Origin of the sequence: Pelagimonas sp., from assembly GCF_050633425.1 — a bacterium.
Classification (GTDB): Bacteria; Pseudomonadota; Alphaproteobacteria; order Rhodobacterales; family Rhodobacteraceae; genus Pelagimonas.
Window position 1 is genome coordinate 1 of record NZ_JBOEGM010000031.1, and the last position, 24,958, is coordinate 24,958.

Annotated in this window: 22 protein-coding genes; 9 read left to right on the top strand and 13 right to left on the bottom strand. The window is 58.7% G+C overall.

Going from position 1 to position 24,958, the window contains the following annotated elements:
- The 8 genes from ACRBB0_RS22580 to ACRBB0_RS22615 form a co-directional block, all read left to right on the top strand.
- The coding region (locus ACRBB0_RS22580; protein ID WP_431376735.1) for a type IV secretory system conjugative DNA transfer family protein at window positions 1–462 on the top strand (462 nt) is incomplete at its 5' end.
- 337 nt (window positions 463–799) lie between these two features.
- Complete coding sequence (locus ACRBB0_RS22585) at window positions 800–3,898, top strand: anti-phage-associated DUF499 domain-containing protein (protein ID WP_431376736.1); 3,099 nt, start codon at window positions 800–802, stop codon at window positions 3,896–3,898.
- The gene (locus ACRBB0_RS22590) at window positions 3,895–4,467 is read left to right on the top strand and encodes an anti-phage-associated DUF3780 domain-containing protein (protein WP_431376737.1); all 573 of its coding nucleotides are present in this window, start codon (window positions 3,895–3,897) and stop codon (window positions 4,465–4,467) included. Before ACRBB0_RS22585 ends, ACRBB0_RS22590 begins: the two co-directional genes overlap by 4 nt.
- Before the next feature lie 20 nt (window positions 4,468–4,487).
- Window positions 4,488–7,427, top strand: a complete 2,940-nt coding sequence (locus tag ACRBB0_RS22595) for an anti-phage-associated DUF1156 domain-containing protein (protein WP_431376738.1) — start codon at window positions 4,488–4,490, stop codon at window positions 7,425–7,427.
- A gap of 3 nt (window positions 7,428–7,430) precedes the next feature.
- A complete protein-coding gene (locus tag ACRBB0_RS22600) occupies window positions 7,431–10,205 on the top strand; it encodes a phospholipase D-like domain-containing anti-phage protein (RefSeq protein ID WP_431376739.1) in 2,775 nt (924 codons plus the stop codon).
- Between the two features lie 23 nt (window positions 10,206–10,228).
- The gene (locus ACRBB0_RS22605) at window positions 10,229–10,615 is read left to right on the top strand and encodes a thermonuclease family protein (RefSeq protein ID WP_431376752.1); all 387 of its coding nucleotides are present in this window, start codon (window positions 10,229–10,231) and stop codon (window positions 10,613–10,615) included.
- Between the two features lie 406 nt (window positions 10,616–11,021).
- On the top strand, window positions 11,022–11,837 hold the full coding sequence (locus ACRBB0_RS22610) for an abortive infection family protein (protein ID WP_431376740.1): 816 nt from the start codon (window positions 11,022–11,024) through the stop codon (window positions 11,835–11,837).
- A 219-nt stretch (window positions 11,838–12,056) separates the two neighbouring features.
- Window positions 12,057–12,983 carry an Abi family protein gene (locus tag ACRBB0_RS22615; protein WP_431376753.1) on the top strand — a complete coding sequence of 309 codons (927 nt, stop codon included), beginning with the start codon at window positions 12,057–12,059 and terminating at the stop codon, window positions 12,981–12,983.
- A 50-nt stretch (window positions 12,984–13,033) separates the two neighbouring features.
- Here the strand turns inward: ACRBB0_RS22615 and virB11 are convergent, their stop codons facing one another.
- From virB11 to ACRBB0_RS22680, 13 genes are all read right to left on the bottom strand, one after another.
- Entirely contained in the window at window positions 13,034–14,023 is a 990-nt protein-coding gene (gene virB11, locus ACRBB0_RS22620; protein WP_431376741.1) for a P-type DNA transfer ATPase VirB11, read from the bottom strand.
- Window positions 14,024–14,133: 110 nt separating this feature from the next.
- Window positions 14,134–15,591: a TrbI/VirB10 family protein gene (locus ACRBB0_RS22625; protein ID WP_431376742.1), complete on the bottom strand. Its 1,458-nt coding sequence runs from the start codon at window positions 15,589–15,591 to the stop codon at window positions 14,134–14,136.
- Window positions 15,592–15,593: 2 nt separating this feature from the next.
- Window positions 15,594–16,325 (bottom strand): TrbG/VirB9 family P-type conjugative transfer protein, encoded by a 732-nt coding sequence (locus ACRBB0_RS22630; protein ID WP_431376743.1) that lies wholly within the window; start codon window positions 16,323–16,325, stop codon window positions 15,594–15,596.
- Window positions 16,326–16,328: 3 nt separating this feature from the next.
- Entirely contained in the window at window positions 16,329–16,973 is a 645-nt protein-coding gene (locus tag ACRBB0_RS22635) for a virB8 family protein (RefSeq protein WP_431376744.1), read from the bottom strand.
- 2 nt (window positions 16,974–16,975) lie between these two features.
- Window positions 16,976–17,977, bottom strand: coding sequence for a type IV secretion system protein (locus ACRBB0_RS22640; RefSeq protein WP_431376745.1), 1,002 nt, complete (start codon window positions 17,975–17,977; stop codon window positions 16,976–16,978).
- A 2-nt stretch (window positions 17,978–17,979) separates the two neighbouring features.
- Window positions 17,980–18,468, bottom strand: a complete 489-nt coding sequence (locus ACRBB0_RS22645; RefSeq protein ID WP_431376746.1) for a hypothetical protein — start codon at window positions 18,466–18,468, stop codon at window positions 17,980–17,982.
- Between the two features lie 3 nt (window positions 18,469–18,471).
- Window positions 18,472–19,281 carry a type IV secretion system protein gene (locus tag ACRBB0_RS22650; RefSeq protein ID WP_431376747.1) on the bottom strand — a complete coding sequence of 270 codons (810 nt, stop codon included), beginning with the start codon at window positions 19,279–19,281 and terminating at the stop codon, window positions 18,472–18,474.
- On the bottom strand, window positions 19,271–20,359 hold the full coding sequence (locus ACRBB0_RS22655; RefSeq protein WP_431376748.1) for a lytic transglycosylase domain-containing protein: 1,089 nt from the start codon (window positions 20,357–20,359) through the stop codon (window positions 19,271–19,273). The genes ACRBB0_RS22650 and ACRBB0_RS22655 overlap by 11 nt, the downstream gene beginning before the upstream one ends.
- Window positions 20,360–20,524: 165 nt before the next feature.
- Entirely contained in the window at window positions 20,525–22,894 is a 2,370-nt protein-coding gene (locus ACRBB0_RS22660; RefSeq protein ID WP_431376749.1) for a type IV secretion system protein B4, read from the bottom strand.
- On the bottom strand, window positions 22,884–23,159 hold the full coding sequence (locus ACRBB0_RS22665) for a type IV secretion system protein VirB3 (protein WP_380716404.1): 276 nt from the start codon (window positions 23,157–23,159) through the stop codon (window positions 22,884–22,886). Before ACRBB0_RS22665 ends, ACRBB0_RS22660 begins: the two co-directional genes overlap by 11 nt.
- Before the next feature lie 23 nt (window positions 23,160–23,182).
- Window positions 23,183–23,467, bottom strand: a complete 285-nt coding sequence (locus ACRBB0_RS22670) for a TrbC/VirB2 family protein (RefSeq protein ID WP_037239483.1) — start codon at window positions 23,465–23,467, stop codon at window positions 23,183–23,185.
- Complete coding sequence (locus ACRBB0_RS22675; RefSeq protein WP_431376754.1) at window positions 23,464–24,012, bottom strand: lytic transglycosylase domain-containing protein; 549 nt, start codon at window positions 24,010–24,012, stop codon at window positions 23,464–23,466. Before ACRBB0_RS22675 ends, ACRBB0_RS22670 begins: the two co-directional genes overlap by 4 nt.
- 82 nt (window positions 24,013–24,094) lie before the next feature.
- A complete protein-coding gene (locus ACRBB0_RS22680; RefSeq protein WP_431376750.1) occupies window positions 24,095–24,436 on the bottom strand; it encodes a hypothetical protein in 342 nt (113 codons plus the stop codon).
- Window positions 24,437–24,633: 197 nt separating this feature from the next.
- Between ACRBB0_RS22680 and ACRBB0_RS22685 the strand changes: the two genes are divergently transcribed.
- Window positions 24,634–24,903 (top strand): hypothetical protein, encoded by a 270-nt coding sequence (locus ACRBB0_RS22685; protein WP_431376751.1) that lies wholly within the window; start codon window positions 24,634–24,636, stop codon window positions 24,901–24,903.
- Window positions 24,904–24,958: the final 55 nt, after the last annotated feature.

Genomic DNA, 24,958 nt, shown 5'->3' on the forward strand with positions numbered 1-24,958 from the left:
ACCGCAGACGTGCTGTCCGCAGCCCTCGGCAAGCGCACGATCGTGGGCAAGACCAGATCACAGGCAACCGTGCGCAAGCTCTCGGAGAGCGCAAATATCAGCCGTCGCTCGGAAGAACGGGCGTTGGTATCGCCCGCTGAATTATTGCGTTTCCCGCTCGACAAGGTCCTTGTCCTGCCCGAGGGGCAATATCCCATCAAGGCGGATCACATCCGCTACTATGCGGACCGGCATTTTGAGGAGATCGATAAAGCACGGCAGGGGCATGCCTTGCCCTATCCTCCTGCTGCAGCGCCAGTCTCGAACAGGCCGAAAAAAATTACCCTCGAGCAACCAGAACCCGCAGCACCCGCGGCGATCTCCATGGGCGACAAGGAATTCGAGACTGCGGTGCAAGCTTATACTGGAATGTTGCGGGCATACGCAGAAACTGCAAAGGCACGGAAGACACGGTCAGGATGACGAACGCCTAGACCTTTTGCAAGAAATCTGCCATTCTTTATTTTATCGCGGAGGGGAGGGCTTTGAATGGCTGAGTCTCAGAACGATCGGGGTCACGATGATCTGAGCGCACTTTCTAGCGTCAATTTCAAGATTCCGGAATGGGAACGACGGGCCTTCAAGGTCTGGTGCGCTGAAAGGGGCGTGAGTCAAGTCGAAGCATTTCGCAGGGGTTTTGAACTCCTAAGAACTTCCGAAGGCGACTTGAAGGGTTAGGGCCGATGGCTAAAGGCTTTGACGTGATTTCTGCGACGTCCCTCGAGACAGATCGCAAAAAGGATTGAATTACGGGGGAACGATGAACTCTTACAATATACCGCTAGTCACGCAGGTCTGCGACATCAGCCCAGATGTATACAAGATGAGCCGGTCGGAACAGGTCGAGCATCTTTCCTCCATTCTTGAGGCGGATTTGGACACGGCGCGGGCCTTTTATGCCCGGAACCATGTGACCAAGGGTATGTCGGAGTTTCTCCGAGGGGCGGTGAAACGCCTGGCCGGCAATAGCCAGCAAGCGGTTTTCGAACTCAGGCAGGCAATGGGTGGGGGTAAGACCCACAACATGATCGCCCTCGGTCTTCTGTCCCGCTTTCCTGAGCTTCGTGACCTTATTCCTCAGGAAATCACTGTCGGCATGAGTGACGAACCGGCCAGAATTGCTACCGTGAACGGTCGCGATGTCCAGAAATACGTCTGGGGTGACATCGCCGAACAACTCGGGGAAGCCGAGGCATTCCGGGATCACTGGGTCAACGGCCCCAAGGAGATGTCCGAGGGAGACTGGATGCGCCTGATCGGGGACAAACCCACCCTGATTATGCTGGACGAGCTTCCTCCTTACCTCGCAATGGCGATGACCAAGCCTGTCGGTCAGGGAACGCTTCTAGATCTTCTGAAATACTCCCTTGCCAATCTTTTTTCAGCAGCGATGAAGCTGAAACGCTGTGTCGTCGTGGTGGCCTCCCTTGATGCGGCTTACGATCAGGCCCGTCGAGACCTCGGGGCACAACTGGCCGATCTCAAGAAGGAGACCGCCCGGGGTGCCAAATCCATCACGCCGGTCGATCTGAATACCGGCGAGATCTATGACATCCTTCGGAAACGGCTCTTCACAAAACTTCCCGATCCCTCCGGCGAGGAGGTCGGTCGCGTCATCACTGCCTACACCGATGCTTACAAAGAGGGCATCCGCGGGCGTGCCCTGGCGCAATCCGTTGAGCAGCTAGCGGATGAGATCGCCGGGTCTTACCCGTTCCATCCCGGTTACAAGGATATTCTTGCCCTCTTTAAGGAGAACGAGAAGTTCCGCCAGACCCGTGGCCTGATCCAGTTCACGGCAAATCTGCTTCGCGGGGTCTGGTCTCACCCATCCGAAGAGATTTTCTTGATCGGGGTGCAGTATCTGGACTTTTCGGATCAGGAGACCCGTGATCAGGTCAAGGAGATCGAACGCACCCTCGAGTCTGCCTTGGCCAATGACGTGTTCGACACGGACGGCTCCTCGCATGCCCAGGCGATCGATGCGGATCGCGGCGACCGGTCCGCCGCTCAGGTGGCGGCGCTACTCTTTGTATCTTCCTTGTCGGATAACACGGACGGCATCCGGGGCCTCCCGGCGGATACGTTGGTCGAGTACCTTGTCGCCCCCGGGAAGCCCCCGACCCGGTTCACGGAGGCCTTTGATGAGCTTCGGAAACGCTGCTGGTATCTTCACAAACGGGACGGGGATCGGTGGTATTTCTCGGACGTCGCGAATGTTCGCAAGCAGATCGAGGACAAGATCACGAAGATCCCCCAGGACAGGGTTGATGAGGAGATGCGTCGGCGTCTGGCGGATATTTTCCGCCCCGTAACGAAGACCGCTTATTCTGATCTGGTTGTCCTTCCGAGGGTTGATGATGTGAACCTGACGGCTTCTCGCCGCAGCTGCCTTGTGCTCTCACCGGATGCAAAATCGCCCCCCGCTGCAGCAGAGCGCCTGTTTCGTGATGTCATCTACAAGAATGCATTCTGTGTCGTTGCCGGTGACGGAACGAAAATGGCGAGTGCGGAGGACAGCGTTCGGCGCCTCCTCGCGATTGCGGCGGTTCGTGCAGTCCTGAATGACACCCCACGTCACCAACGAGAACTGGAGTCTGAGGAGGATTCCGCGGAGATGGGGTTCACCTCCACTATCAAGAGCCTTTTTAATACCGTCTGGTATCCCCAGAAAGATGGCTTGAAGGATGTCCGCATCGATCTGGGCCAACACCAGGAACGTGGGCTGATCCTGGGTGAGCGGGCGGTGGAGGCCGCCTTGTCGGGCGGTGGGGCCCGAAAACTTGTCGAGGTTGATACGGATCGGATGGAGGGTCTAATTCATCGGTGCGAGGAGACCCTGTTCCCGGAGGGACAGTCCCGCACCAGATGGTCGGACGTACTTGAACGGGCCGCTTCCAATCCACGCTGGATCTGGCTCCCGCCGAAGGGGATGGACGAAATCAAGGCAATAGCCCTCTCCGAAAGCCGCTGGGTTGAAGAGAACGGGTATGTGGACAAGAATCCGCCCCCGCCCATGCCGATCCTGCGTGTGACAAAGATCGGCGGGGACACGGCTGCCGGGGAAAGTGAGCTTGAGCTCATCGTCTCGAACGCGGGGCGATCTCCTGAGGTTCTGGTTGCGACCTCGCAGTCCGAACTGTCATCGGGTGAAGTCGTGACGGACAGGACATATCGGACCCGCGAGGTGGAGTTGTGGTTTCAGGCCAGAAACTCTGAGACCGCTGAGGTCTCTGAACCCGTCCGTTGGTCAGGAAGCATCGATATCACCTATGATCGTCAAGAGGTGGCCGGGGTATGGCGTGTCTCTCTGACGGCTCGACCAGAGGCGGAGATCCGCTGGAACATCACCGGGATCAACCCCAAGGAGGGGACGATCTACGATGGCGGCCAGATCGAGATTGATGGCCGATCAAAGACGACACTTTACGTCCATGCGTCAAAGGGCGGGGTCTCGACTGACAAGCGTTTCACCCTCGATGCGATCGGGGCGAAGCGGGAGATCAAGGATGATCTGCCGGCACGGGTGGAACGGGACTTCCAGTTTCCGACCAAGGGGGAGGTCATCCGGATGATCCGGGCCACCAAGCCCAACCCGGAAATCACCTTCCAGGGGGTGAACCTCACCGTTGGATCTGGGGAAAACAATCTAAGGGTCCGCAGTGGTGCAGATGTGGCCCTGTCCGGTCAGGAAATCGACACGATGATCGAAGGCCTTCGTGGGGCCCTTGGCGAGCCGGATGCGGAGGTTCAGCTCCGCTGCCTCAAGGCGGATTTCCCGGACGGGTATAGCCTGAAGGATTTCGCCACCCAGCTGGGCATCGATATTCCGGCCGAGGATGTGGAGCAGGCGGAGTGAGCACACAAACGGATATCACCCACGGGTTTGGGGTCCCGAATTCCGCCATGCCCCATCAGTTTTTGGTCAGGATCCCTCAGGGTCGGGCCGATCCTATTGAGGTTTGGGAGGATTTTGGTGCGGCCGCAGCTGCGACAAGCGCCCAGACCCTGTGCCGGGTATCCGTCCCGCGAGAGACCTGGCGCCAGGTTGCAGAAGGCCTGAAGGTCCATCTCAATCGACGGCTTAAGGAGAAGGGGATCAAGGGCTCCAGATTTGCAACAGGTGACAATCGGGTGGAGCGGATCCTTGGTCGTGAGATCACTGTTCTGGCCTGGGCGATCGAGGATGCGACCCCGGATGAGGCGGCGATCGCTTTCACCCGCTGGTCCTCCTACCGGCCAGAAGAGCTCTGGTGGCTTTTCCAGCAGATCGACCGGGACGGTGGGGAATGGGATGACAGCAAGGACGGGTGGCGTCTGGCGATCCGGCATGCCCTGATCCGGGAGGGGGACGGGGGCGAGAAGAAACCCAAGCGGCCCCGGCCCGTGACGGATCCGAAAACCCCGGACCTTTTCAACAATCTCTGACATTTCAAGGAATGCCTCGAATGACGCAAGTTGTCGCCGATAAGAGCAAGGTCGCCCCGTTCAGCCTAAAGGATGCGCCGGCGCTGATCGAGAAGGCCTGGCCGACGGCAAAGATATCGGCGGAGACTCAAAAGGAGCGGAAGGCGGTTCAAGGCCAGACATTGACGGGGCTCGGGTCCTACTGGAAAGGGCGCAAACCCCTGATCCTGACACGGGCCTGCGTACTTGCCGCTCTGATGCCAGCGACAAACGATCTCGAGCGGGATGTTGAGATATTCGAAAAGCTTATGGGGATGTCGGACGAGACCTTCGGGCGTCGTTACGAAGGTGGGCCGACCGCGTTTGTGAAGCTCTTCCCTGATCACGCACTCGAGGTTGCCGACGATACGGGTCGATCCTGGGTCTGGCGAGACGATCTTGATGCTCGTGAGCGCCAAAGGCGGATAGCGAGAGCCTTTGGCGAGCTGCCTTACGGCCAGCGTCTCGAAAAGGTGAAACGGCCCGAGGAGCTGGCGGAGCGGGAACTGTTAAATGGAATCTGGGATGAGGTGAACGCCCACCTGAAAACCAATGCCCGAAGCCTGTCTGAGCTTGTCGAGCAACTTGGGATCATGCGGTTCGGTAGGAGGCCTTTATTGGCGGACACCTTCTCGGGATCCGGATCGATTCCTTTCGAGGCCGCCCGGGTCGGCTGCGACGTCATCGCGTCAGACCTCAATCCGATCGCCTGCATGTTGAGCTGGGCCAGCTTCAACATCGTGGGCGCCAGCCCTGATCGGCATGCGGAGATCGTGCGCGAGATGCGACAGATCGCGAACCGCGTGGACAAGGCGATCACAGACATGGGGATCGAGCATGACGCTGAGGGTAACCGGGCGAAGCTTTACCTTTACTGTGTCGAGGTCAGATGCCCTCGGACCGGATGGATGGTGCCGGTTTCTCCCACTTGGATGATCTCGAAGAAGCGGAATACCATCGCCCGCCTCATCCCTGACCACGCAAGCAAACGTTATGATATTGAGATCCTGAACGGGGTCACCGATGCTGAAGTTGAAGCTGCGGAGGTTGGTACGCTGCGAAGCGGACGACTGTTTCATCCGATGCTCAAAGATGACCTGGGTACATCCATGAAGGAGATCCGAGGGGATTTCCGGGCCGATGATGGTTCGAACGGTAACCGGCTTCGCCCGTGGGAGATCGATGATGTCCGGCCCCGTCCGGACGATATCTTCCAAGAGCGTCTTTATGCGATCCAGTGGATGGATGGGAAAGACATCAAGAAGGGTAAGGGAAATCCTCGGACCTGGTTCGCTTCTGTCACGCCAGACGACCTTGCCCGGGAAGATGAGGTTGCCGAGTATGTCGAGCGGCACTTGGCCGAGTGGCAGCGGGACGGGTTCGTTCCAGATATGGAAGTCGAAACAGGACAGGAAACAGCGAGAATTCTTCGAGAGCGAGGTTGGACCTATTGGCAGCAGCTTTTCTGCCCGCGCCAAATTTTGGCAGGCTCGCTTGTCTTGCAGGCTGGTCCAACATCGCCCGAAAACCGGGCTCTTTTGGCTCGTTACGTGAATTGGAACTCAAAACTTTGTCACTACGGTACTGGTGCTGCGCGTGAGTCGACCGCGCAAACTTTTTACAACCAAGCCCTGAACACCTTTCCGAATTACGGGGTTAGGTCATATGGATTCGCGCGGTCTTTTCTTGATGGCGTTCCTGCAAATGCGCCAGTCGGCGGAAAAACGCAAATCAAGAATAACACCGCATCTGGCGTATCTGATAATGCAGATATCTATATCACTGACCCTCCTTATGCTGACGCCGTTCAATACGATGAAATAACGGAATTCTTCATCGCCTGGCTCCGGGCGAACCCACCCGCCCCCTTCAACGAGTGGATCTGGGACTCTCGCCGGAACATTGCCATCAAGGGCGAGGGTCAATCCTTCAAGGCGGCTATGATCGACGCCTACGGCGCCATGACCGAGCACATGTCGGATAACGGGCTCCAGATCGTCCAGTTCACCCACCAGGACGCAAAGACCTGGTCCGACATGGCCCAGATTTTCTGGGGCGCGGGCCTCCAGGTGGTCCAGGACTGGTACGTTTCCACCGAGACGATGACCGAGCTGAAAAAGGGCGGTTACGTCCAGGGCACCCATATGATCGTCCTGCGCAAACGCAAGGGCGAGCGGTCCGGGTATCAGGACGAGATCGTCCATGAAATCCGGGATGAGGTGGAACGTCAGATCAAGGAAATGATCGGCCTGAATGATCGGATGGACGCCTCCCGGGGCGAGAACATCTTCAACGATGCGGATCTCCAGATGGCCGGCTACGCGGCCGCCCTCCGGGTCCTGACCGCCTACACCCGGATCGACGGTGTCGACATGACCCGAGAAGCCCTTCGGCCTCGCAAGAAGGGCGAAACGACCATCGTTGACGATCTGACCGAGTTCGCCGTCCAGACCGCAAACGAATTCCTCGTCCCCGAAGGGATCAGCCGGGACATCTGGCTCGACCTGAACGGATGGGAAAGGTTCTATCTGAAAATGGCCGATATCGAGGAGGCGGGTCAGGCAAAGCTGGACCAATTCCAGAACTTTTCGAAGGCGTTCCGGGTCACGGATTACGATGACATGATGGCTTCAAAATCCCCGAACAATGCGAAGCTGAAATCTGCAGCTCAGCTCGGGAAAACCTCGATGGCGGAGGGGGTTCCCTTTGGCCGTGAAAGCATCGTGCGCCTCGCCCTGCGGGCAATCTGGCGGATCGGCAAGGAGGATGAGGCCGAGGATGTCATCGAGGAGCTTCGGGACATGCTGCCGGAATACGGCCGTCGTCGGGAGACCCTGATTCAGATTGTGACTTACCTCGCGACCAAGAGGGAACGTACGGATCCGGAGGAGGCCAAAGCGGCCAGGATCCTCGAGATGGCGATCCGTTCGGAACGGCTGTGATCCATGGCAGACCCAATCGCCCGGTTCTCCTCTCGAAATCAAAGACTGTCCCATGTCTTCCTGAAAGACAGGCTCACGGGCGCCACGACCTATGATCGGATCGCGGGGTATTTCAGATCCTCGGTCTTTGACCTGATCCACGAGGAGATCAGTACGATCGACCGGGTCCGGATCGTCTGCAACGCCGATCTCGACCCGAGGGACTTGATCGCGGCTAGCCCGAAAGCCAGGGATCAGGCGCAGGTGGAGCGGTGGCATGAGCAGGGGAATGAGATCGACGCCCTCCTCGAGAGGCCCCGCTGGCGCCGTCTGCATGAGATCCTGACCGCCGGGAACGTGGAGATCAGGGTCGTGTCCCGGGACAACGCTCCGTTTCTACACGGAAAGGCCGGGGTGATAACCCGTCCTGATGGCTCCACCTCCAGCTTCATCGGATCGATCAATGAGACGGCAAATGGATGGGCCCAGTCCTACGAGATGATCTGGGAGGACCCGTCCGCGGAAGCCGCCGAATGGGTCCGGTCCGAGTTTGAGTGGCTCTGGAAGAAGGGGGTGCCTCTTTCCCAAGCCGTGATTGACGAGATCGGGCGGACGGCCGAGAAGGTCGAGGTCCAGATCCAGGATATGCAGGATGATCCGGTCGGGCTTGCAAAGTCCGTCACGGTTGAATCACCGCTTGCCCGCCGGGGTGAGGGTCTCGCCCCCTGGCAAAAGGCCTTCGTGAACATCTTCGCCGAGCATGACCAGAAATACGGGTCTGCCCGCCTTCTTCTGGCGGATGAGGTCGGGGTGGGTAAGACGCTTTCCATGGCCGCTACCGGCGCCCTCACGGTCCTGATGGATCAGGGGCCCTTCCTGATCCTTTGCCCGGCTACCCTGACGTTGCAATGGCAGACGGAGCTCTGGGACAAGTTGGGCCTGCCCTCCTGTGTATGGTCTCGGGTCCCCAAGAAGGGCTGGCTTGATCATCGAGGCCATACCGTCGTCGCACGGGATCCGGAGGATATCCTGCGCTGCCCGGGGCAGATCGGTATCGTGTCGACCGGCCTTCTTGTTCGCGGCGGCCCGGAGGCTCAGGCTCTCATGCGTGGAACCTTTGGGATGATCGCACTGGACGAGGGGCACAAGGCCCGGGTGAAACGGGGGATCGGCATGGATGAGCCGGAGCCCGGAAAGCTCTACAAGGCCATGGAGCGGTTATCCCTGCGCACCCGGCATTTTGTGATTGGTACCGCGACCCCGATCCAGACGAACAGGGAAGAGATCTGGGATCTGATTAAACTCCTCGCCCACGGCAGGGATCATGTACTGGGTCGCCCGAGCGCCTCCCGCTGGTGGCAGGCGCAGGAGGCGCTCGACCTGATTTCCGGAAAGACAATGCTTCCGGACCCTGAGACCGCTTGGCCCTGGCTGAGGTCGCCCCTGCCACACGGCCGGGAAGCCAAAGTTTTCCGGTATATCCGGCAGGACCTGAAGTTGCCTGAGGACGAGTTCTTCACGGATCGTGGTATTCATGACATTGATGATTTCGCCCGGGATGATCTTGCGGACGTCCTCGAGCTAGGCGAGGTCGCACAGAACTTGCCCTTCATGCGGTATCACAACCCACTTGGCCGCCACGTGGTTCTTCGCCGTCGCAAGACGCTGGAGGACGCGAAGCTCATGGACAGGATCGCAGTCAATATCCATCCACGCCCTGGTGCGGCGCCCGGGGTTTTCGAAGGGAACGCTGTCCGAACCCCGAACTTCTATGATCAGGCCTATGATCAGGTCCGCCTCTTCACGAGGGCCATGAAAACCCGTCAGAAGGGGACTGGTTTTCTGGGCAATCTCATGATGCAACGCATTTGCTCTTCGATCGCGTCCGGGATGGCCACGGCAGAAAAGATGCTCGCCCGGCGCCGAGAGGGTTTTCTGGAGGAGGAGACTGAGGATCAGGATCTTCTGGAGGCCATTGAGGACATGGGGGTTGAGGATTACGCCTCAGCGGTTGATCAGGAATCGCAGCATCTCGAGAGGGTGATCGCAATCCTCCGGGCCGCAAGGCAGGATGACCCGAAGGGTCGCGCCGTCCTGCACTACCTTGATCGGGAGGGATGGCTCGCCTTGGGTTGCATCATCTTCTCGCAATATTACGACACCGCCCGCTGGGTGGGGGAGCTGATCAGCGGCCATTTCCCTGAAGAGCCGGTGGCGGTCTATGCGGGGGTTGGGAAGTCAGGGGTCATTCTCGGGGGTGAGTGGCGGTCCATTGACCGTGAGGACATCAAGAAGGGGGTCAAAGAGCGAAAGCTCCGCGTGGTCTGCGCAACTGACGCGGCTTGTGAGGGCCTGAACCTGCAGACGCTTGGAACCCTTATCAACGTGGACCTCCCCTGGAACCCCTCCCGTCTGGAGCAGCGGATCGGCCGCATCAAACGGTACGGTCAACAGCGTAGCGAGGTCGATATGGCCAATCTCGTTTATGCGGGGACGATCGATGAGCGGGTTTATCAGAGGCTCTCGGAACGGATGCAGGATCGATATGACATCCTCGGGTCCCTTCCGGACACGATCGAAGATGACTGGATCGAAGACATTGAAAAGATCGAGGAGGAGTTGAAGAACTTCACCAAACCCGAAAGCCCGGCGGACGTGTTCAGCCTGCGATATGGGGATTTCCTCAGCGTTGACGGGGATGATCGGGGCTGGGAGGTCTGGACAAAGGTTGTTGCCCGCCGCGACATCGAACAGCGCCTGATGCGACCGTGGAACGGTCGTGGAGGTCACGCCGGATGATCTTGAGGTTGGCTTTGTTCGCCATGCTCCTTTCGAGCCCGGCTTTGGCAGACAGGGTCATCGAGGGCCGTGTGACGGTTGTCCGCGATGTCGATACCATCGTCGTTGACGGCATCCCGATCCGCCTGAACGGGGTCGACGGCCCGGAGACATCCAGCAGGATAGGGAGAGAGGCCAGAGCCTTCATGAACAGGCTTGTCCGGGGTGAGACGGTAACCTGTGAGCTGAACGGTGACAGAACCCATGATCGATGGGTTGGTGTCTGTTTTCTCGCGGACCAGGATATAGGGGCAATCGCCATTGCGAACGGACACGCACTCGACTGCCAACGCTATTCGAGGGGGCGCTATCGGGATCTTGAGACCCCGGCGGCCCGATCTCGGATCCGTCGGGCGGGGTATTGTAGATGACCATATTTTGAGGGGATTTTCATTCATGCTTGTGGTGCGCCTTTCGGACATAATCGAGTCTTTCCAGCACTTATCCAAAATGAAACGCGGCCCCAGTGGCAGGGCCAGGGCCTCGGATCGGGCAATACTAAGGCCCTCGAGCCGAGGCCTAGAGGTTGACCTTCCGGGGGGAGGAACGATCATCCCGGTCGAAGGGGGCCATTTTGAGCGAGAGGTTTCAATTACCGTTTCGGCGCTAGACAACCTTCAGAGGGGCCTTGCGAAATACATCAAGGAAAACCCGATGGTCATCTTGTCGGCTTCGGATAATCACCTGCTCGTTCATTGCGAGGCCCTAAAAGTGAAGATCCCGTATACCCCGTAAGAAAATTCGGCCACCGGTTTGCCGTTCAAGAAGGAGTGACGATTGAAAAAGGCAGGAATCCCCGACCGCATCGCAGATGACGACGATCTCCTTGGGCGTTTCAAAATTACCCTCTCAGAGGCACTCGCTGTCAGCATGGATGAAAGTGAATGGAAGAAGTTTGCGGTTCGTTATGGGCTTCAAGATAGGATTCTGGGGCATGACAGGTTCCTCCGGAGCCTGCAGTGGAGCGATCCGGATCATGAAGGTCACATCCTCGATCTGGTCGAGCTGCTGTCATATTCGAATGTTCCCGCCCTCCTTGATCTATTTGAACGGCCCATTGTGAAACGTGCTCTCAAGAAGAGGGATCCGGAGATCCTCGATATCTGGGAAAATGAGGCCGACCCAGTCGTTACCGCCCTTTCGCATAGTTTGGGGGAGGTCGCGGCGGTCAGCTCCGTTATCGACCTCAAGACACATATCGAACGGATCGAGAAGGCCCTTCCCGGCGACCCATACCTTGCGGTCGGGGCGACTAAAGATCTCCTCGAGGCGGCCATGCGAACAATCCTGACGAAAAGGGGCCATGTTGATATTCAGAAGCTTCATTTTCCGGAACTTACCTCGACCTGCTTCAACGAACTGGGGCTGAGCCCGCAGACCCCGCCCGCGACAAAGGGAGAGGGACATATCCGGAAAATCTCTAGCAACGCGAAGAAAATGATCGAGAGCGCGAATGAGCTTCGGAACCTTACCGGGACTGGCCACGGTCATGTTGTGGGGACGGAGGAGGAGCTCTCGGCGGAGGATGCGAGCCTTGTGGCATCGAACGGCCTAATCTTGGCCGCATGGCTTCTGAAAAAGGCAGGCCCGTGAAATGTTAAGGTTTTCTTACCATACCGTCGGCTGCGAGGTTATACCATTTTGGTTGACAGGGTCGGCATGTTGCGGTAATCACAGCGTGTCTTATGACCGGTGCCCTCTGGCTTGGCCTCGTCGCCCTGCTACGGCCCGGTCTTCTTCGTTTAAGACCCCGTCCTCAAAATGCTGATTTATCTCAAGCCCTTCCGGTCTACCGAGGAGTGCCTCGATATAATGCTTCTTCGGGGGCTCGTGGTCCCTGATCGCCAACACGCCCTGCGTTCGTTGCGGCGCATCGGCTACTATCGCCTGAGCGCCTTCAGTTATCCGTTCCGGGATTTCTGCCCCGTTCACGGCGGTGAGGATGAGGTTGTTCGATGTGACAAATTCCGCACTGGAACCCATTTCGATCAGGTGATCGACTTCTACCTTTTCGACAAGAGCCTGCGTATCCTTCTGCTCGATGCGATTGAAAGGATCGAGGTCGCGCTTCGCACCACTTTGATCGAGGTACTTGGACAGCAGAGCCCGTATGCTCATCGGGATGCCCGAACGTACAAAAGCCGTTTCAGTCAACCCGACGAAAACGGTGAGGTTCCGCTGAAACAGTTCATAGAAGGTCTTGATCGTCACTTTGACCGTTCAAAAGAAGAATTCGCTAAGCACTTCCGATCGAGATATCCTGGGCGGCCGCCAATTTGGGTCGAGGCTGGAACTTGGGATTGGGGAAATCTGGCTCATATCGTTGCCAACCTCGATGACAAGCACAAGGACGCCATAGCGTCACGGATACATCCTGACCTCAAACGAAAGACCTTTGCATCTTGGGTGACAGCACTCAACGAGGTGAGGAACGGCTGTGCTCATCACTCTCGGATATGGAACAAGCCGCTGGTAAACAGTCCGGGCGTTCCACCCAGAGGCACGATACCCGAACTGGACCACCTGCGACAGAACCGTGAAGGAGATGATGCTCCGACGAAACGAATATATAGCGCGATAGTCGTCATGGTTTTTCTACTCAAGAGCTATTATCCTAATTCGCGATGGAATTTCAGGCTAAAAGAACACATCCTTAAGTCAAAGTTGCCAAATGAGATTGGGCTCGAGACAGCAGGATTTGTTTTGGGGTGGTCCGATCAGAACATTTGGAATCCCTGACCCTCATGCGTGTGGTTCAGTTGGCTGTAGCATTCTTTGCTCAGCGACAATCATCTGCCCGGCACCCACACCTGTTCGACCCCGCGCCGTCCGTCCTTGCGCCCAAGCTGCACCACGACATCGATGCTGGAGGCGGCATAGCGCCTTACCTCCTCAAAACTCATATTGATGCCCACCGACATGACCATTAGGGCAAGGCGGTCGAGCGCCTTCTGCGCGGTATCGGCGTGAATTGTTGTGAAAGAGCCTGAATGGCCGGTGTTGATCGCGTCGAGGAAGGTCTTGCACTCATCGCCGCGCAATTCGCCAAGAATGATCCGGTCAGGACGCATGCGCAAAGAGGTCTCCAGCAATTTGGCCGCTGTGCGTTCGCTTGAGGGAATACGGTCCGCCTTGAGCATCGCGCGATTGGGCTGCGGAGGAAAGAGCTCGAATGCGTCCTCGATGGTCACGATACGCTCCGTCTTGGTCACCAGCGCGAGAAGCGCCCGGGCAAAAGTCGTTTTGCCCGTGGACGTCCCGCCGCTGATCATGATGTTCAACCGCTCGTCGATGCAGAGTTTCATGGCGGCTCGAATATCCCCCGCTTGGGTCAGCGCGATCACCCGTTCGGCTTTTTCCTGTCGTTCGGCGTCCAGGTCCACCAGTGCACCGTGCAACAGACCGATGTCGCCCAAGGTGAGTTGGTCTTCACTGTAGCGGCGCAAGGTGATCGACGGCCCGCCATCCACTACCGGTGGATAGACGACCTGTGCCCGGATCGGCTTGCCGTTCATCTCGATCTTGCCGGAGACGAGCGGCTTTTTCTCGCTGATCTGTCCGTGGGTGGCGCTGGCAATGGATGTTGCAAGGTCCCGAGCTTGGGAAGGGGAGAAAAACACACCTTCGAGGCCGACCATATGCTCAGCCCCCCGGGTTTCTACCCAGACCTTTCCATCGGGATTGACCGCTATTTCGACCACGCAGGGATCGGCGAGTGGTGCAGCCAGAGGTTTTAGATAGGTCGAAAGAAAACTGGCTTTTTCTGCCGCCGGGTTCATGGCTGGCCGCCTGTGCGTTTCAGGTTTGTGTTGCGTCGAAACACGCTGCCTCTCCCTTCGGTCGAACGCGTGTTTCGACACGTGATTATTTTGTCGAACCCGAAACGCACTTAATAGAACTCAAGATCACGGTCGACGATCACACTGATCGCAGCACCTGGCTGGACCGAGATAACCGGAGGCAGGGTGGCATATTCGCCGATCACCGTATCGGTGGCCTGCGAAAAACTGCCCGCAACATCTTCGGCAATTTCTGATCCGGTCTCGGAGCTGGCCTCGGATGCGGCGATTGCCGGTCCTGCGCCGATGATCGAGAGCAATGCGGCTGTGCCAAAGCGCAGCCCAAAGCGGGAGTTCACGGAGCCCGTCACGCCCGAGCGGCCTTGATCGTCTGCGCCAAATGCGGCGAGCTGCACCGATTGCCCCTCGGGTGTGACGATGCGTGACCAGCCAACCAGAATGCGGGCCTGGCCCAAAGAGACATTCGAATTGTACGTCCCGAAGAGGCGGGAGCCTTCGGGAATGAGAACGCGGGACTGATCGAAACTCCAGACCGGGTAGTTCACGATGGCGGTAATCTGTCCGGGCAATGTGGATTCGATGGCGGTTTCCAGTGACGCTTGAATGAGCGTGCCCTGCAGCACCGTATTGGAAGGATTGGCGATAACCTCCGCTGTCGCGACTTGAACGGGCTGGGCACCGTCCAACACGAAGGCGCGCGCCGCTGCATCTCCGACCGCGGGCCCCCTCTCGGGGTTGGATGCCGGACTGCCCGTCTGGCCGCCCGCATCAAAGATCACCCCTTCGGACCGGATTTGTGTGTCGCGCAGCGCCGCCGCCTCGGCACGCCGACGGTCCAGTTCAGCCCGTCGCGCTGCTTCCTCGGCGGCGAGTTGATCCCGCTCGGTTTGCGCGCGTAGAGCATCATTCATACCGTCATCGATCTGCTGTTGCAGGGCGTCGTTCTGGCGCTGCAGTCCGAGCATTTGCTCCATCAACTGCTCCATCCTGCCATCGGCAACACGTGCGCGTGCGGCAACCTCATCGGCGATACGCTTTTGCGCTTCAAGATCGGCTTCTGCCAATCGGGTGTCCATCTCGCTTTGCATCTGGGCGATGAGCGCCGTGTTTTGTTCCTGGACCGAGCGCAGCGCTTCGGCCAGCTCGGCGGAATTGTCGGGGGCAGGGGCCTCGGCCAGTCTTGCCAACTGGGCTTGTAGGGTGACCACGTCGCTCGCAAGCTTGGCGTTCTGTTCCTCGAGTGCCAAGCGCTGCGCCGCGAGTTCATCCTCGATTGGTCCGGGATCGAACCTCGGCTCCGATCGTTGTTCGGCCGGTTCAGCGTCGGCTATCATGCGGCCGAACCCGTCACCGTCGACCTGATCCTGAAAGTCGTCGGCTTTCGATGTTTCAACGGCGGAAGTGATGCCGCTGCCTTGCACAAGCGGGTAGGCAATGATGGCGGTCCCTGCCAGAAGCAATGCACCCAGACCAAGCCTGAGCCCGAGAGGTGCGCGCCGCTTGGGCGCGAAGCTGTATTCCTTTTCCCCGGTTTTCTCGTCGCTCATGATCAGAACTCCCGTCCACGCAGGGCGGCCACGGCAGCAGCCTCGGTCGTGAACCCACCAGTTTCACGGGTAATGCAGATATGATCGTCGCCCATGCGGATCGTGTAGGCGTCCCGCACGCCGGTGACCCGCACGACCGCACCTTGCGTCTGGCTGTTCTGGGTGATCTCGTAGCCTTGGGCGTTCAAGCCGAAGATCGAGGGCCGCACGCCGGGCCGGAATTCAAAGAAGGTCGAGCGCCCATCATTCCAGACCCGCACCGGGCGCATCGCACCGCTGCCCGCGAACTGATAGCCGGTATCTCTGCCTCCAGCCGCAAGCTGGCGCCCGGCGGGTCGCTCGTCGGGAAAGTTTACGACGACCCGGAAAGACTGTGTCCGCGAGCGTCCCTCTGTCAGATAGAAGGCGACAGCGCGGCGGTTGGTAAAGATCGTCAGGTTTGTCGCGGCCCGTGCCTCGACAGGCTTGATCGAGATCGTATTGCGGTTTGACAGAACCTCCACTTCATAGGACGCGGAGTCACCGATCAGGACTTGATTGATCCGTTCGCCAGGACCGAGTTCGATTGACGTGTTTACCCGAAGGTGGGTGTCGATCCGGATCACATCCGTGGGGTTGAAGGTCACGTGGCGAACGCGGGCGTCCTGTCCCATGGTGACCGGTGCGCGCTCGGCCAAGGCGGGCATTCCGAGCAACCCGCCGACCGTTGCGATGGCAATCAGAAAAGTTTTCATGAATTACTCTCGTGTCAGTGTTTCGGCATCGACCCGGTAAGCGGTCACCGAGAAGCCAAGGGGATTTTCCCAAACGCGTGTCAGGGAGCGTTCGCGGCGGGGGGCAAATTCAAACCCTACGGTGGCGATGAATGTTTGCGTGACCGGTGCCTGGTTGGGTCGGGTGAGGCGTTTGTCGAACCGGATCTGGGCCACTTCTTCCTGCAGGAAGGTGATCGCCCGCACGCGGACATCGACCTGCGCATTCGCGCCATAGCTGCGCGGTGGATAATTCTCGGACCCCGTGGTCCAGAGTTCTATCAGCGAGGCCCGAGCTGGTCCACTGGAGCGCCGCTGGACACTTTCGAGCCGTTCTTGAATACCATTCCTGAAATAGCTTTCGCGGTCGCTGATATAGCTGACAAGCAGGGATTCCTTGATCGCTTCCTCATCGGTGATACCGGTCGGCTGAACCTGGTAGATGCGCTCTGCTGCACCTGACGTGCTATCGACGAGGACCGTAAACACTTCGGTTTCGCGCAGGGGCAACATAACCGTAATGGTCAAGGCCAACAGCACGGATACGGCGCAGGAACAGCCCGCAACGATCCATGCGGCGCGCGCTGCCCGGCGCGGACCCATCACCAAATCGATATCGAAATCACTCATGACTATCCCTTCTTCATCTTTCCGGCCAGCTTGACTGCACCGCCCGCATAGCTCCCGGCACGGGCCGCGCTGGACGATCGGTCGGAGACGCCTTGTCCCTGAAGTCCTGCGTTGAAGCCCCGTCGCATGTCATCGCCACCCCGGATCGCGGCACCGGTATTGCGCCACGCGTTCCCGGGCATCCGCGCGGCATTTGCACCGATCGAGGCGAGGCCGATGTTCGTGGCGGCGAGCCCTTGCGCGAAAGTTGGCACGAGCAACATCAGGCCGGCGCCGATCATCATCACCACGACGAACGAGATCGCGTCCCCGAGTGTTTCGACGCTGTCCAGGCTATCAGGTGCGATGGCTTGACCCGTCGCTATGGTGAAGCCAGCCATGGCAGCCACGAAAAGCGGCACAAAGGAAAAACCGATGGCGAGTTTGACCCAAGCCTCGAACAGCGGCGCTGATTGTTTGAACAATGTGCAGGCCACGGCCACTGGTGCAATGGCGATCAATACCGCCAACATGATCTTGGCAGCCGACAGAACGATGATGGTGATCGTCGCCATGGCGGCGGCCACAAGAAACATGACCACGCTGGTCATGGCACCGGCCAGCCAGCCGCCATTCTGGCTGATCGCCTGTCCGACATTCAGGGCTTGGGAGTAGAGATCGTCTATGCCGTCATAAAGGTTTGTGACATCACCACCTGAGAGGGAGTTGAGAATACCTGCACCAAGTTCAGCAGGAGCATTTGTCAGCGCTTCGTACGGAACAGAGAGGTTTGCGTAGATCAAAAACACATTGACCAGCACAATGCGCAGCCCCACCGACACGATTGTGGATACCGAGAGCGGCACGGCTTGCAGACCAACATTTGCGCCTACAAGAACGACCACCAAAACAGATGCGGTCTGTACAACCGGGCGTACTGCGTCAACCGTATCAGCATATGTGTCGGCTGCTACGCCCGCGACAGTTGCATCTACCAATGCCAGAACCTCAGCGATTATGGCCATCCTTAACTACCACACCGCTCCAATTGAAAGATCTGATAGCGCTCGTTTACATCTGACCAATCGCTACGACGGTATTTGCGAAAGACGCTGAAATCGCTGGTAATTGCATCCTGCGCCGGTTTGCCAATCCGTTCCTGCGTAAACGCATCGAGCGATCCAAGCTCATAGATGCAGCCGCAGAAGCCCTGAGACATTGCAAGCTCTCTCAGGTCGGTGCCGAAGCCCCATCGAACCGCTCCACGGAAAATCTCGTTTCGGAAAAACTCGGTGTCCGGATAGCTGAAGGTGCAGGTTTGCGGCTTCGGGAACATCAAAAGCCCCCTTGCCTGTACCTCGCGCATCAGGTCGAGGAGGCGTTCTTCCTCCCCGTTTTCGGTGGCAGTGACGACCTCCCCGAGCAACGTATCGTCGGGCAGGTCTTGCAAGTCTTCCGCCCAGGCACTGCCTGCCAGGGTGATGAAAACTGCAAGTGCTTTGAGTGATGTATTCAAGGGTCAGTCCTCGGCGCCGGAAAAATCAAAGAAGGAGCGTGTGCGGGCCTGCTCGGCCGCGAAATCGATGCCATTTTGACCTTGCGCCAAGCCTTGGGCGGCATTCAGGCGCCACATCTGGCCCAGCATGTAATTCGTCTCCGCGGCCATACGTGTGTTGAGATCGATCGATTCCTTGAGAGTTTCCTGATCGCCAATCGCTTCCACCAGCCCATCGATACGCTCGATGCTCTGGGCGGCTTCCTCGTAGGAAATCTGGGCTTGCCCGATAACCATGGCATTGGCAGCCGCCAGATCGGCTATAGCAGCGCCTTGCGGGTTCCCGGCGTCGTTCAGCTCGGTGAGTTTTTCCGAGGTGAACCCCGCACTGGCCATCGTCTCGCGCATGGCATCCGCGGCGCGGCGCTCTCCCATGGTGACGTCGCCATCGAGCAGATCATCCAGCAGGCTGTCAAAATCCCCGAGCGACAGGTTGTCCATGAAACCCGATAGATCGGTGATCTTCTGGGCGCGGGCACGCAGGTCCTCCACGTCGTTGTAGAGGGCTGCGATTTCATTCAGGCCGGTAATTGAACCCAGGACGTCATCAAGAAGGCCCTGAATATCAGTGAGGCGCTCGATCTGGGTGCGCAATTCCTCGATTTGCTGGAGCTGATTTTCCGCATCGCGCAGCGCGGCCTGCAGCTGCTCGATATTCTGCGCGAGGTTCGATCCATCGATCACTGGCACACCCTGAGCGAAGGCAGGGGGCAGGGGGGCCGCCATGAGCGTGCCCGCGACAAGGATAGCGGCAAGGCGGGTCTTAGCCTTCATCGGAATACCTCCAGAAAGTGGATTGCTCCAGGTGATCGGCGGCCTCGGTCAAACCTTGTGCCGCTTCGACTTTCACGTGGGCCGCGCGCAGACGCAGCGTCAGCGCCATGAGCCGCGCCCGTTCAGCAAGCATATAGGTGGAGCGGTCCAGCGCCTCTTTTGCATTATCGGGCGGATCTTCACGCAACAGCGCCGCAATCCGAGTCATGGCCTGATCGATCTGGGTGCCCATGTAGGCGCCATAGCCTACCGAGGCATCCGCCCAGTTGCCCCAGGCGGCCGAGGCGCCATCGAAGCCCGCCAGTGACCCCGTCATGTCGACGCCGGTGATGGTGCCAAGATAGTCGTTGTAATACCCGTTGATGCGCCGGACGTAGGTCTGGGTTTCCTCGAACGGAGGCACGCCACCATACTCGAGAACACGGCCGGGGCCTGCATTATAGGCTGCCAGAGCGTGATCGATCCGACCGAAGCGGTTCAGTTGCGTAAGAATGTAGCGTGCGCCACCGTCCAGGTTTTCCCAAGGATCATATGGGTTCACACCGAGATCCGATGCTGTGCCCGGCATCAGCTGGCAAAAACCGCGCGCACCCACGTGGGAGACGGCTGCATTGTTGAAACGACTTTCCTGCTTGATCAGTGACTGGAACAGGATACGCCACGTCAGTGGCGTCAGACCGGCAGCCGCAACACCGGGATGACCCTCATAGCGCCGCGCCACCGTGATGATCATGCGTTCCACGTCACTTGGCTCACCGAAGAGGCGATCTGCATCAGGATGATCTTCCTGGGCTGGGTAAGTCTCTGCAGCGCTCGCCCAGCCGGGCCCACCAGCTTCGAACCCACTCAGGTCGGTGACACCGGTGGTCTCCTCAAGGAAACGCGCGTAGGCTTCAAGCTGCTCTTGATAGATATCCGCTTGTTCCTCGCGGGCGTCGCGCTTCTGGCCCTGCCGCAAGGCGTCGCGTGCGAGCTCTTCGACGCGAGACACAGCGCGGGCAAGGTTGGAGCCATCGATCACTGGCACGCCCTGCGCGGAGGCGAGCGAGCCAAGACCCAAGGCCAACGGAATCGCCATTCTAGAAGCTCTGGAAATCACAATGCGCATTCCGTGAAACAAGGTCGGGAGCAGGGGCCGAGAACGCCATCGCGGGCCGCTCAAAACAAGGCGATCGCACGCCTGTTGATACGCCTTCGCAAGCGCTCAGGGCCGTCATGGCGACCAACAGAAAAAATCGTGCTTTCACATCATGTCCTTCCAGAATTCTTCTTTCTTGCGCCAATCGGCAGGCGCCTTTTCCTCACCGGTCTTGCCGCCACCAAGAACAGTGACCAGACCGCCCAAGCCTGCGAGATCGGTATTGACGAACACGCTGTCGGCCCCGGAACGGATCAATGCCAATCGCAACCCGGCTGTCGGGCTGGAAAGAAAATCCGCCTCGCGCGCGTTCAGGCGCAGGATGCTGTAATCCTCTGGATTTGCCCGTGGATTCGGAAACAGGATCTGGGTTGCCACACTTTCCGCGATGATCTGGCCGACCGAACTTTGGTCCAGATGGCCCGGTGTCTGGGTCAACATCATCACCACGCAGTTGCGCTTGCGCATGGTAACCAGCCAGTCATGGAGGCGCTTGACGAAGATATCGTCAGCCAACATCTTCCAGGCTTCGTCGATCACAATGATCGTTGGTCTGCGATCCTCGATCACGCGCTCGATACGGCGGAAGAGATAGGCGAGCAGGGCGGAGCGTTCTGCGTCCTGGTCCAGAAGTTCGGTCATGTCGAGACCAAGGACATCCTCGCCAATGGCAATCGACTGGGCACTGGGCCTTGAGAAAAGCCAACCGTATCGGCCGACTTCTGTCCATTCCCGCACGCGGGACACCAGGTCGCCATCATCATCGGTAGAAGCCACGAGGCTTGCCAAACCGTCAAAGGTTCTGAGGCCCGGCTCCGCCGCGGCGATCTGACGAACCGCCTCGTTCAGTGCTGCGGTCTGGACCGTCTCAAATGGACGGTGACGGGCCAGAATGTCGCCGAGCCAATCTGTCAGCCAGGCGGCCCCCCGCGCATCGGTCTCCGTGGTCATCGGATTAAAGCCGGTGGGCTGGCCCACCTTGATTTCACTATAGCTGCCACCCAAAGCGCGGATCGCCATCTCCAACCCCTGGTCCTTGTCGAAAACGATAACCCGCGCACCCACTCTACGGGCCTGCGCCATGAGAAAAGCCGTGCCGAGTGTCTTGCCGGACCCGGTGCGGCCCAGAACAAGTGTGTGCCCGACGCTTGGCTCATCGGTCCGGCGCCCCGCTTCGTGAAAGTTGAACCGGTAGAGGCTGGAGGTCACGGTCGGGAAGGCCGTGATCGTCTTGCCCCATGGGCTGGCCTCGGGTCCGCGTCCCGGCCTTGTCTTGTGAAACGCCGCCAGTTCCGCGAAATTGTGCGACGAAACGATCCCGTCACGGATCCGGTAGGCCCAGTTTCCCGGCGCTTGCGCGAAATAGAGCGCCTTTGCAGCCCAGGATTCCCTTACCAGAACGGCACCGGTCTCTTGCCCTGCCCGCCAGATCTCGGAAGCTGCCTGTTCCAGTTCCGCGGCGCTGTCACAGAAGACCTGCACGGATGCATGGTGTGTCCCAAAGGTCGACCGGCCGGATGCCACGGCGTCGGCGGCTTCGATCAATTGCTCTGTCAGGCTGACACCAGCATCCTCAGAAGCACCCCGCTGGCGAAAGGTGCGTTGAATGCGCTCAACCATCTCATTGGCGCGCCGCGGCGTGAAAGAGTTGGTGATCGTGATGTCATAGGGCAGTTCCAACGCATCAAGCATGGTTGGCCAGGTGCGACTGGGATAGGATTTCATCCCGAAAATCGCGCCGTATCGTGCGCTGTCGCCGCTTTCCAGCCGCATGGTTCTGCCTTGAAAGCTGACGTCGAAATTGCTCATCGTGTCAGCCAACAATTGCCCGGGGGCCGCGATGATCTTGCCGTAGCTCTGTCCGTGAACCGCGGCCAACACTGCAAGCCAGTCCCCGCTCGAGACTGTCAGGCGCGCTGCACCTGCGTCGGAATACATTGCCATGAGCAGCGTCATGGCCTCTTCCAGGGCAACAATTCGCGTATCGATGTCTTTCTGGAAATCGCGGCCGCCGCCAAGGGCGCCCAGAACCTTCGAGAATGCCTGCGGTATCGACGGACGCATCAACACTGTCAGCATCAATGTGCGGGCTTTCAGGTCACGTGCGCGCAGGCTTCTCTGCCACGCCGCGTCTACCGCATTTGCAAAAGGCATACCGTCAGGCGCAGCAAGGTCCGCGACGTCCGGGCGTGATACCTTGTTGATGTGGAAACCGAAACGCTCGCCCAACTGACTGACGATCCGGGCAAAGCCTTCACTGATCTCATCGATCCGGGCGTCATCGCTGGTGAAGCTGTCGATCCCGCCGAGCGTGACCGACGCCATCAGATCACCCTGCCGCGTCAGGATGACATTGTCTCGCACCGCAGCGATGTAGGGTAGATGCCGTCCAAGACGCTCGGCTTTCAAAACCTTGTCCCCAAGTGCATCCCGAACGGCACTGGTAGCACGAAACCCCCGAAACTCACGCGACATAGAGATCGCCCCCATCACCGGATCGCACACTCGTTCGCGGTGTGCGCGACATCACCACGTTCAAAATCTGGAACAGATGTGGATTGCGGTCTGCGACCAGCCAAAGCGGTGGGTAGCCCACAAGGAACACCAGCAGGAACCGCATGTCGTCAACCAGAATGAAAGGGATCACGGATGCGAAGACCAGCGCCACGAAATATCCGATCGGGAGACCGAATATCCGTGGCGGCTTGGTCAGCCCCAGAAAGAGTGGTGTGTCGCGCATGGAGGTCTCTGCGGCCGGTCAGATCAAGGAGCCGCAAAGCCGTCGATGATGGTCTCGGCCGAAAAGATCAGCACCACGCCGACAAACACGGCGACGAAAATCGGCCAGTTGAGGCGCCCGAAAAACATCATGACACCGGATCCCACGAGAGCGAGCACACCGAGGCCACGACCGATCGGACCCGTTACCGCGTCGATGATGTTGTCGATCATGTCAGAGACCGGGCTAAGGTCCTGTGCGAGCGCCGGGGCTGCGGCCACTATCAGCAACGCGGCCAATGCCGCCCGGGTATAGTCGATGCGTTTCATATCTGGTCTCCGATGGATTGGGCATAGACGGCCATGACCTTGCGGACATGGCCTTGTGTTTCGCGGTAGGGGGGAATCCCGCCATGGCGCGCCACGGCTTCGGGGCCGGCATTATAGGCCGCAAGCGCAAGCTGCGGCGTGCCGAAACGATCAAGCTGTGTCAGCAAATAGCGGGCGGATCCATGCAGGTTTTGCTCAGGATCATGCGGATCGACGCCAAGCACGCGCGCAGTGTCTGGCATCAACTGCCCAAGCCCGATTGCGCCGACATGCGACCGCGCGCCTGGATCAAATGCGCTTTCAATAGCGATGTTGGCGCGAAAGAATGCGAGCCAGTCGCGAGAGGACATCCCTGCCCTCCGCAGGGCCGGGTGGTCCACGTAGACCGACCCCACATCAAGGATCATAGCCTCGATAGCAGGGCGGCCCAATGGGACCCGCGGCGAAGAAAGGCGTGGTGATTCAAGAGGGACGATCTCAGAGCGTGCGACAACGTCGCTTTGCTCGGGTTGGGGTCTTGCAAAGTCGAGAACGCTACTGGTCAGTCGACCAACACGGTCTGGAGCATCGAGATCGATAACGGATTGTGCATGAGTGGAAGGGCCTGAAAGCCCCCAGAGAACGAGGCTAGCCGCCGGTAGGATACCTTGTCGTCTCAAACTCCCACGTGCCTCTCTCACCTTCCCGGAGAGGGCAGCTGAATACCTTTGCGTCGAGCTCCAGGCAGAAGCTCATGAGCCCTGCTGCGGTTTTGAAGACGCGTGGTTTCAGATCCCGGTTGGTCACATAGACCGACCGGTGCACACCGCCTTGACCGTCATTGGAGCAGACAAAAACCGTCCAGCCACCCCTATGCGTATTGCCGCCCTTTTCCGGGGCCTCAACGCATTCCACCTCGATCCATGCCCCACCCTCGATCGCCTCTTCCATGTGCGATGTTAGGATCACGGGGTATTTTGTTCCTGCCATTTTGCCTCCGAAGGAAAGAAGTTCCTACGGAAGTAACCTGCTTTTGCACCGCTTCAAACAGTGCATGTCACAAGATATGCGGCGACGTAGCGGAAAACACTTTAAGAGGTCAATAGATATCTTTTGATTGATTAAGATATTTTTTCGGTGATAGGTCCGGCACACGATTCGCCCCCAGATTGTCGGGAGACCACCAGATGTCGCGGTTGCTGGCATGTAGCGCATTCATCGCCCTAGCGATCCCAGCAAATGCCGAGACGCTGGCGATGGACTGCGTGTTGCCGTTGCGGCCGGAGCTGGCGGCCTCGCCTGCGCTCCTGAACGAGTACGGCGACGACATCAGAGCCGAGTTCAACACCTACTTCGATGAGGCACAAACCTATCTGAATTGCCTCGCCGCAGCATCAGCTTCCGCGCAGGCCGAAGTCCGTCTTGTGCTTGACGCTTACCAGGAGATTTTCCGATGAAACGACGCGCTAAATACGTCAGTAATCATGACGTAATTAACATAAGTCTTATTAT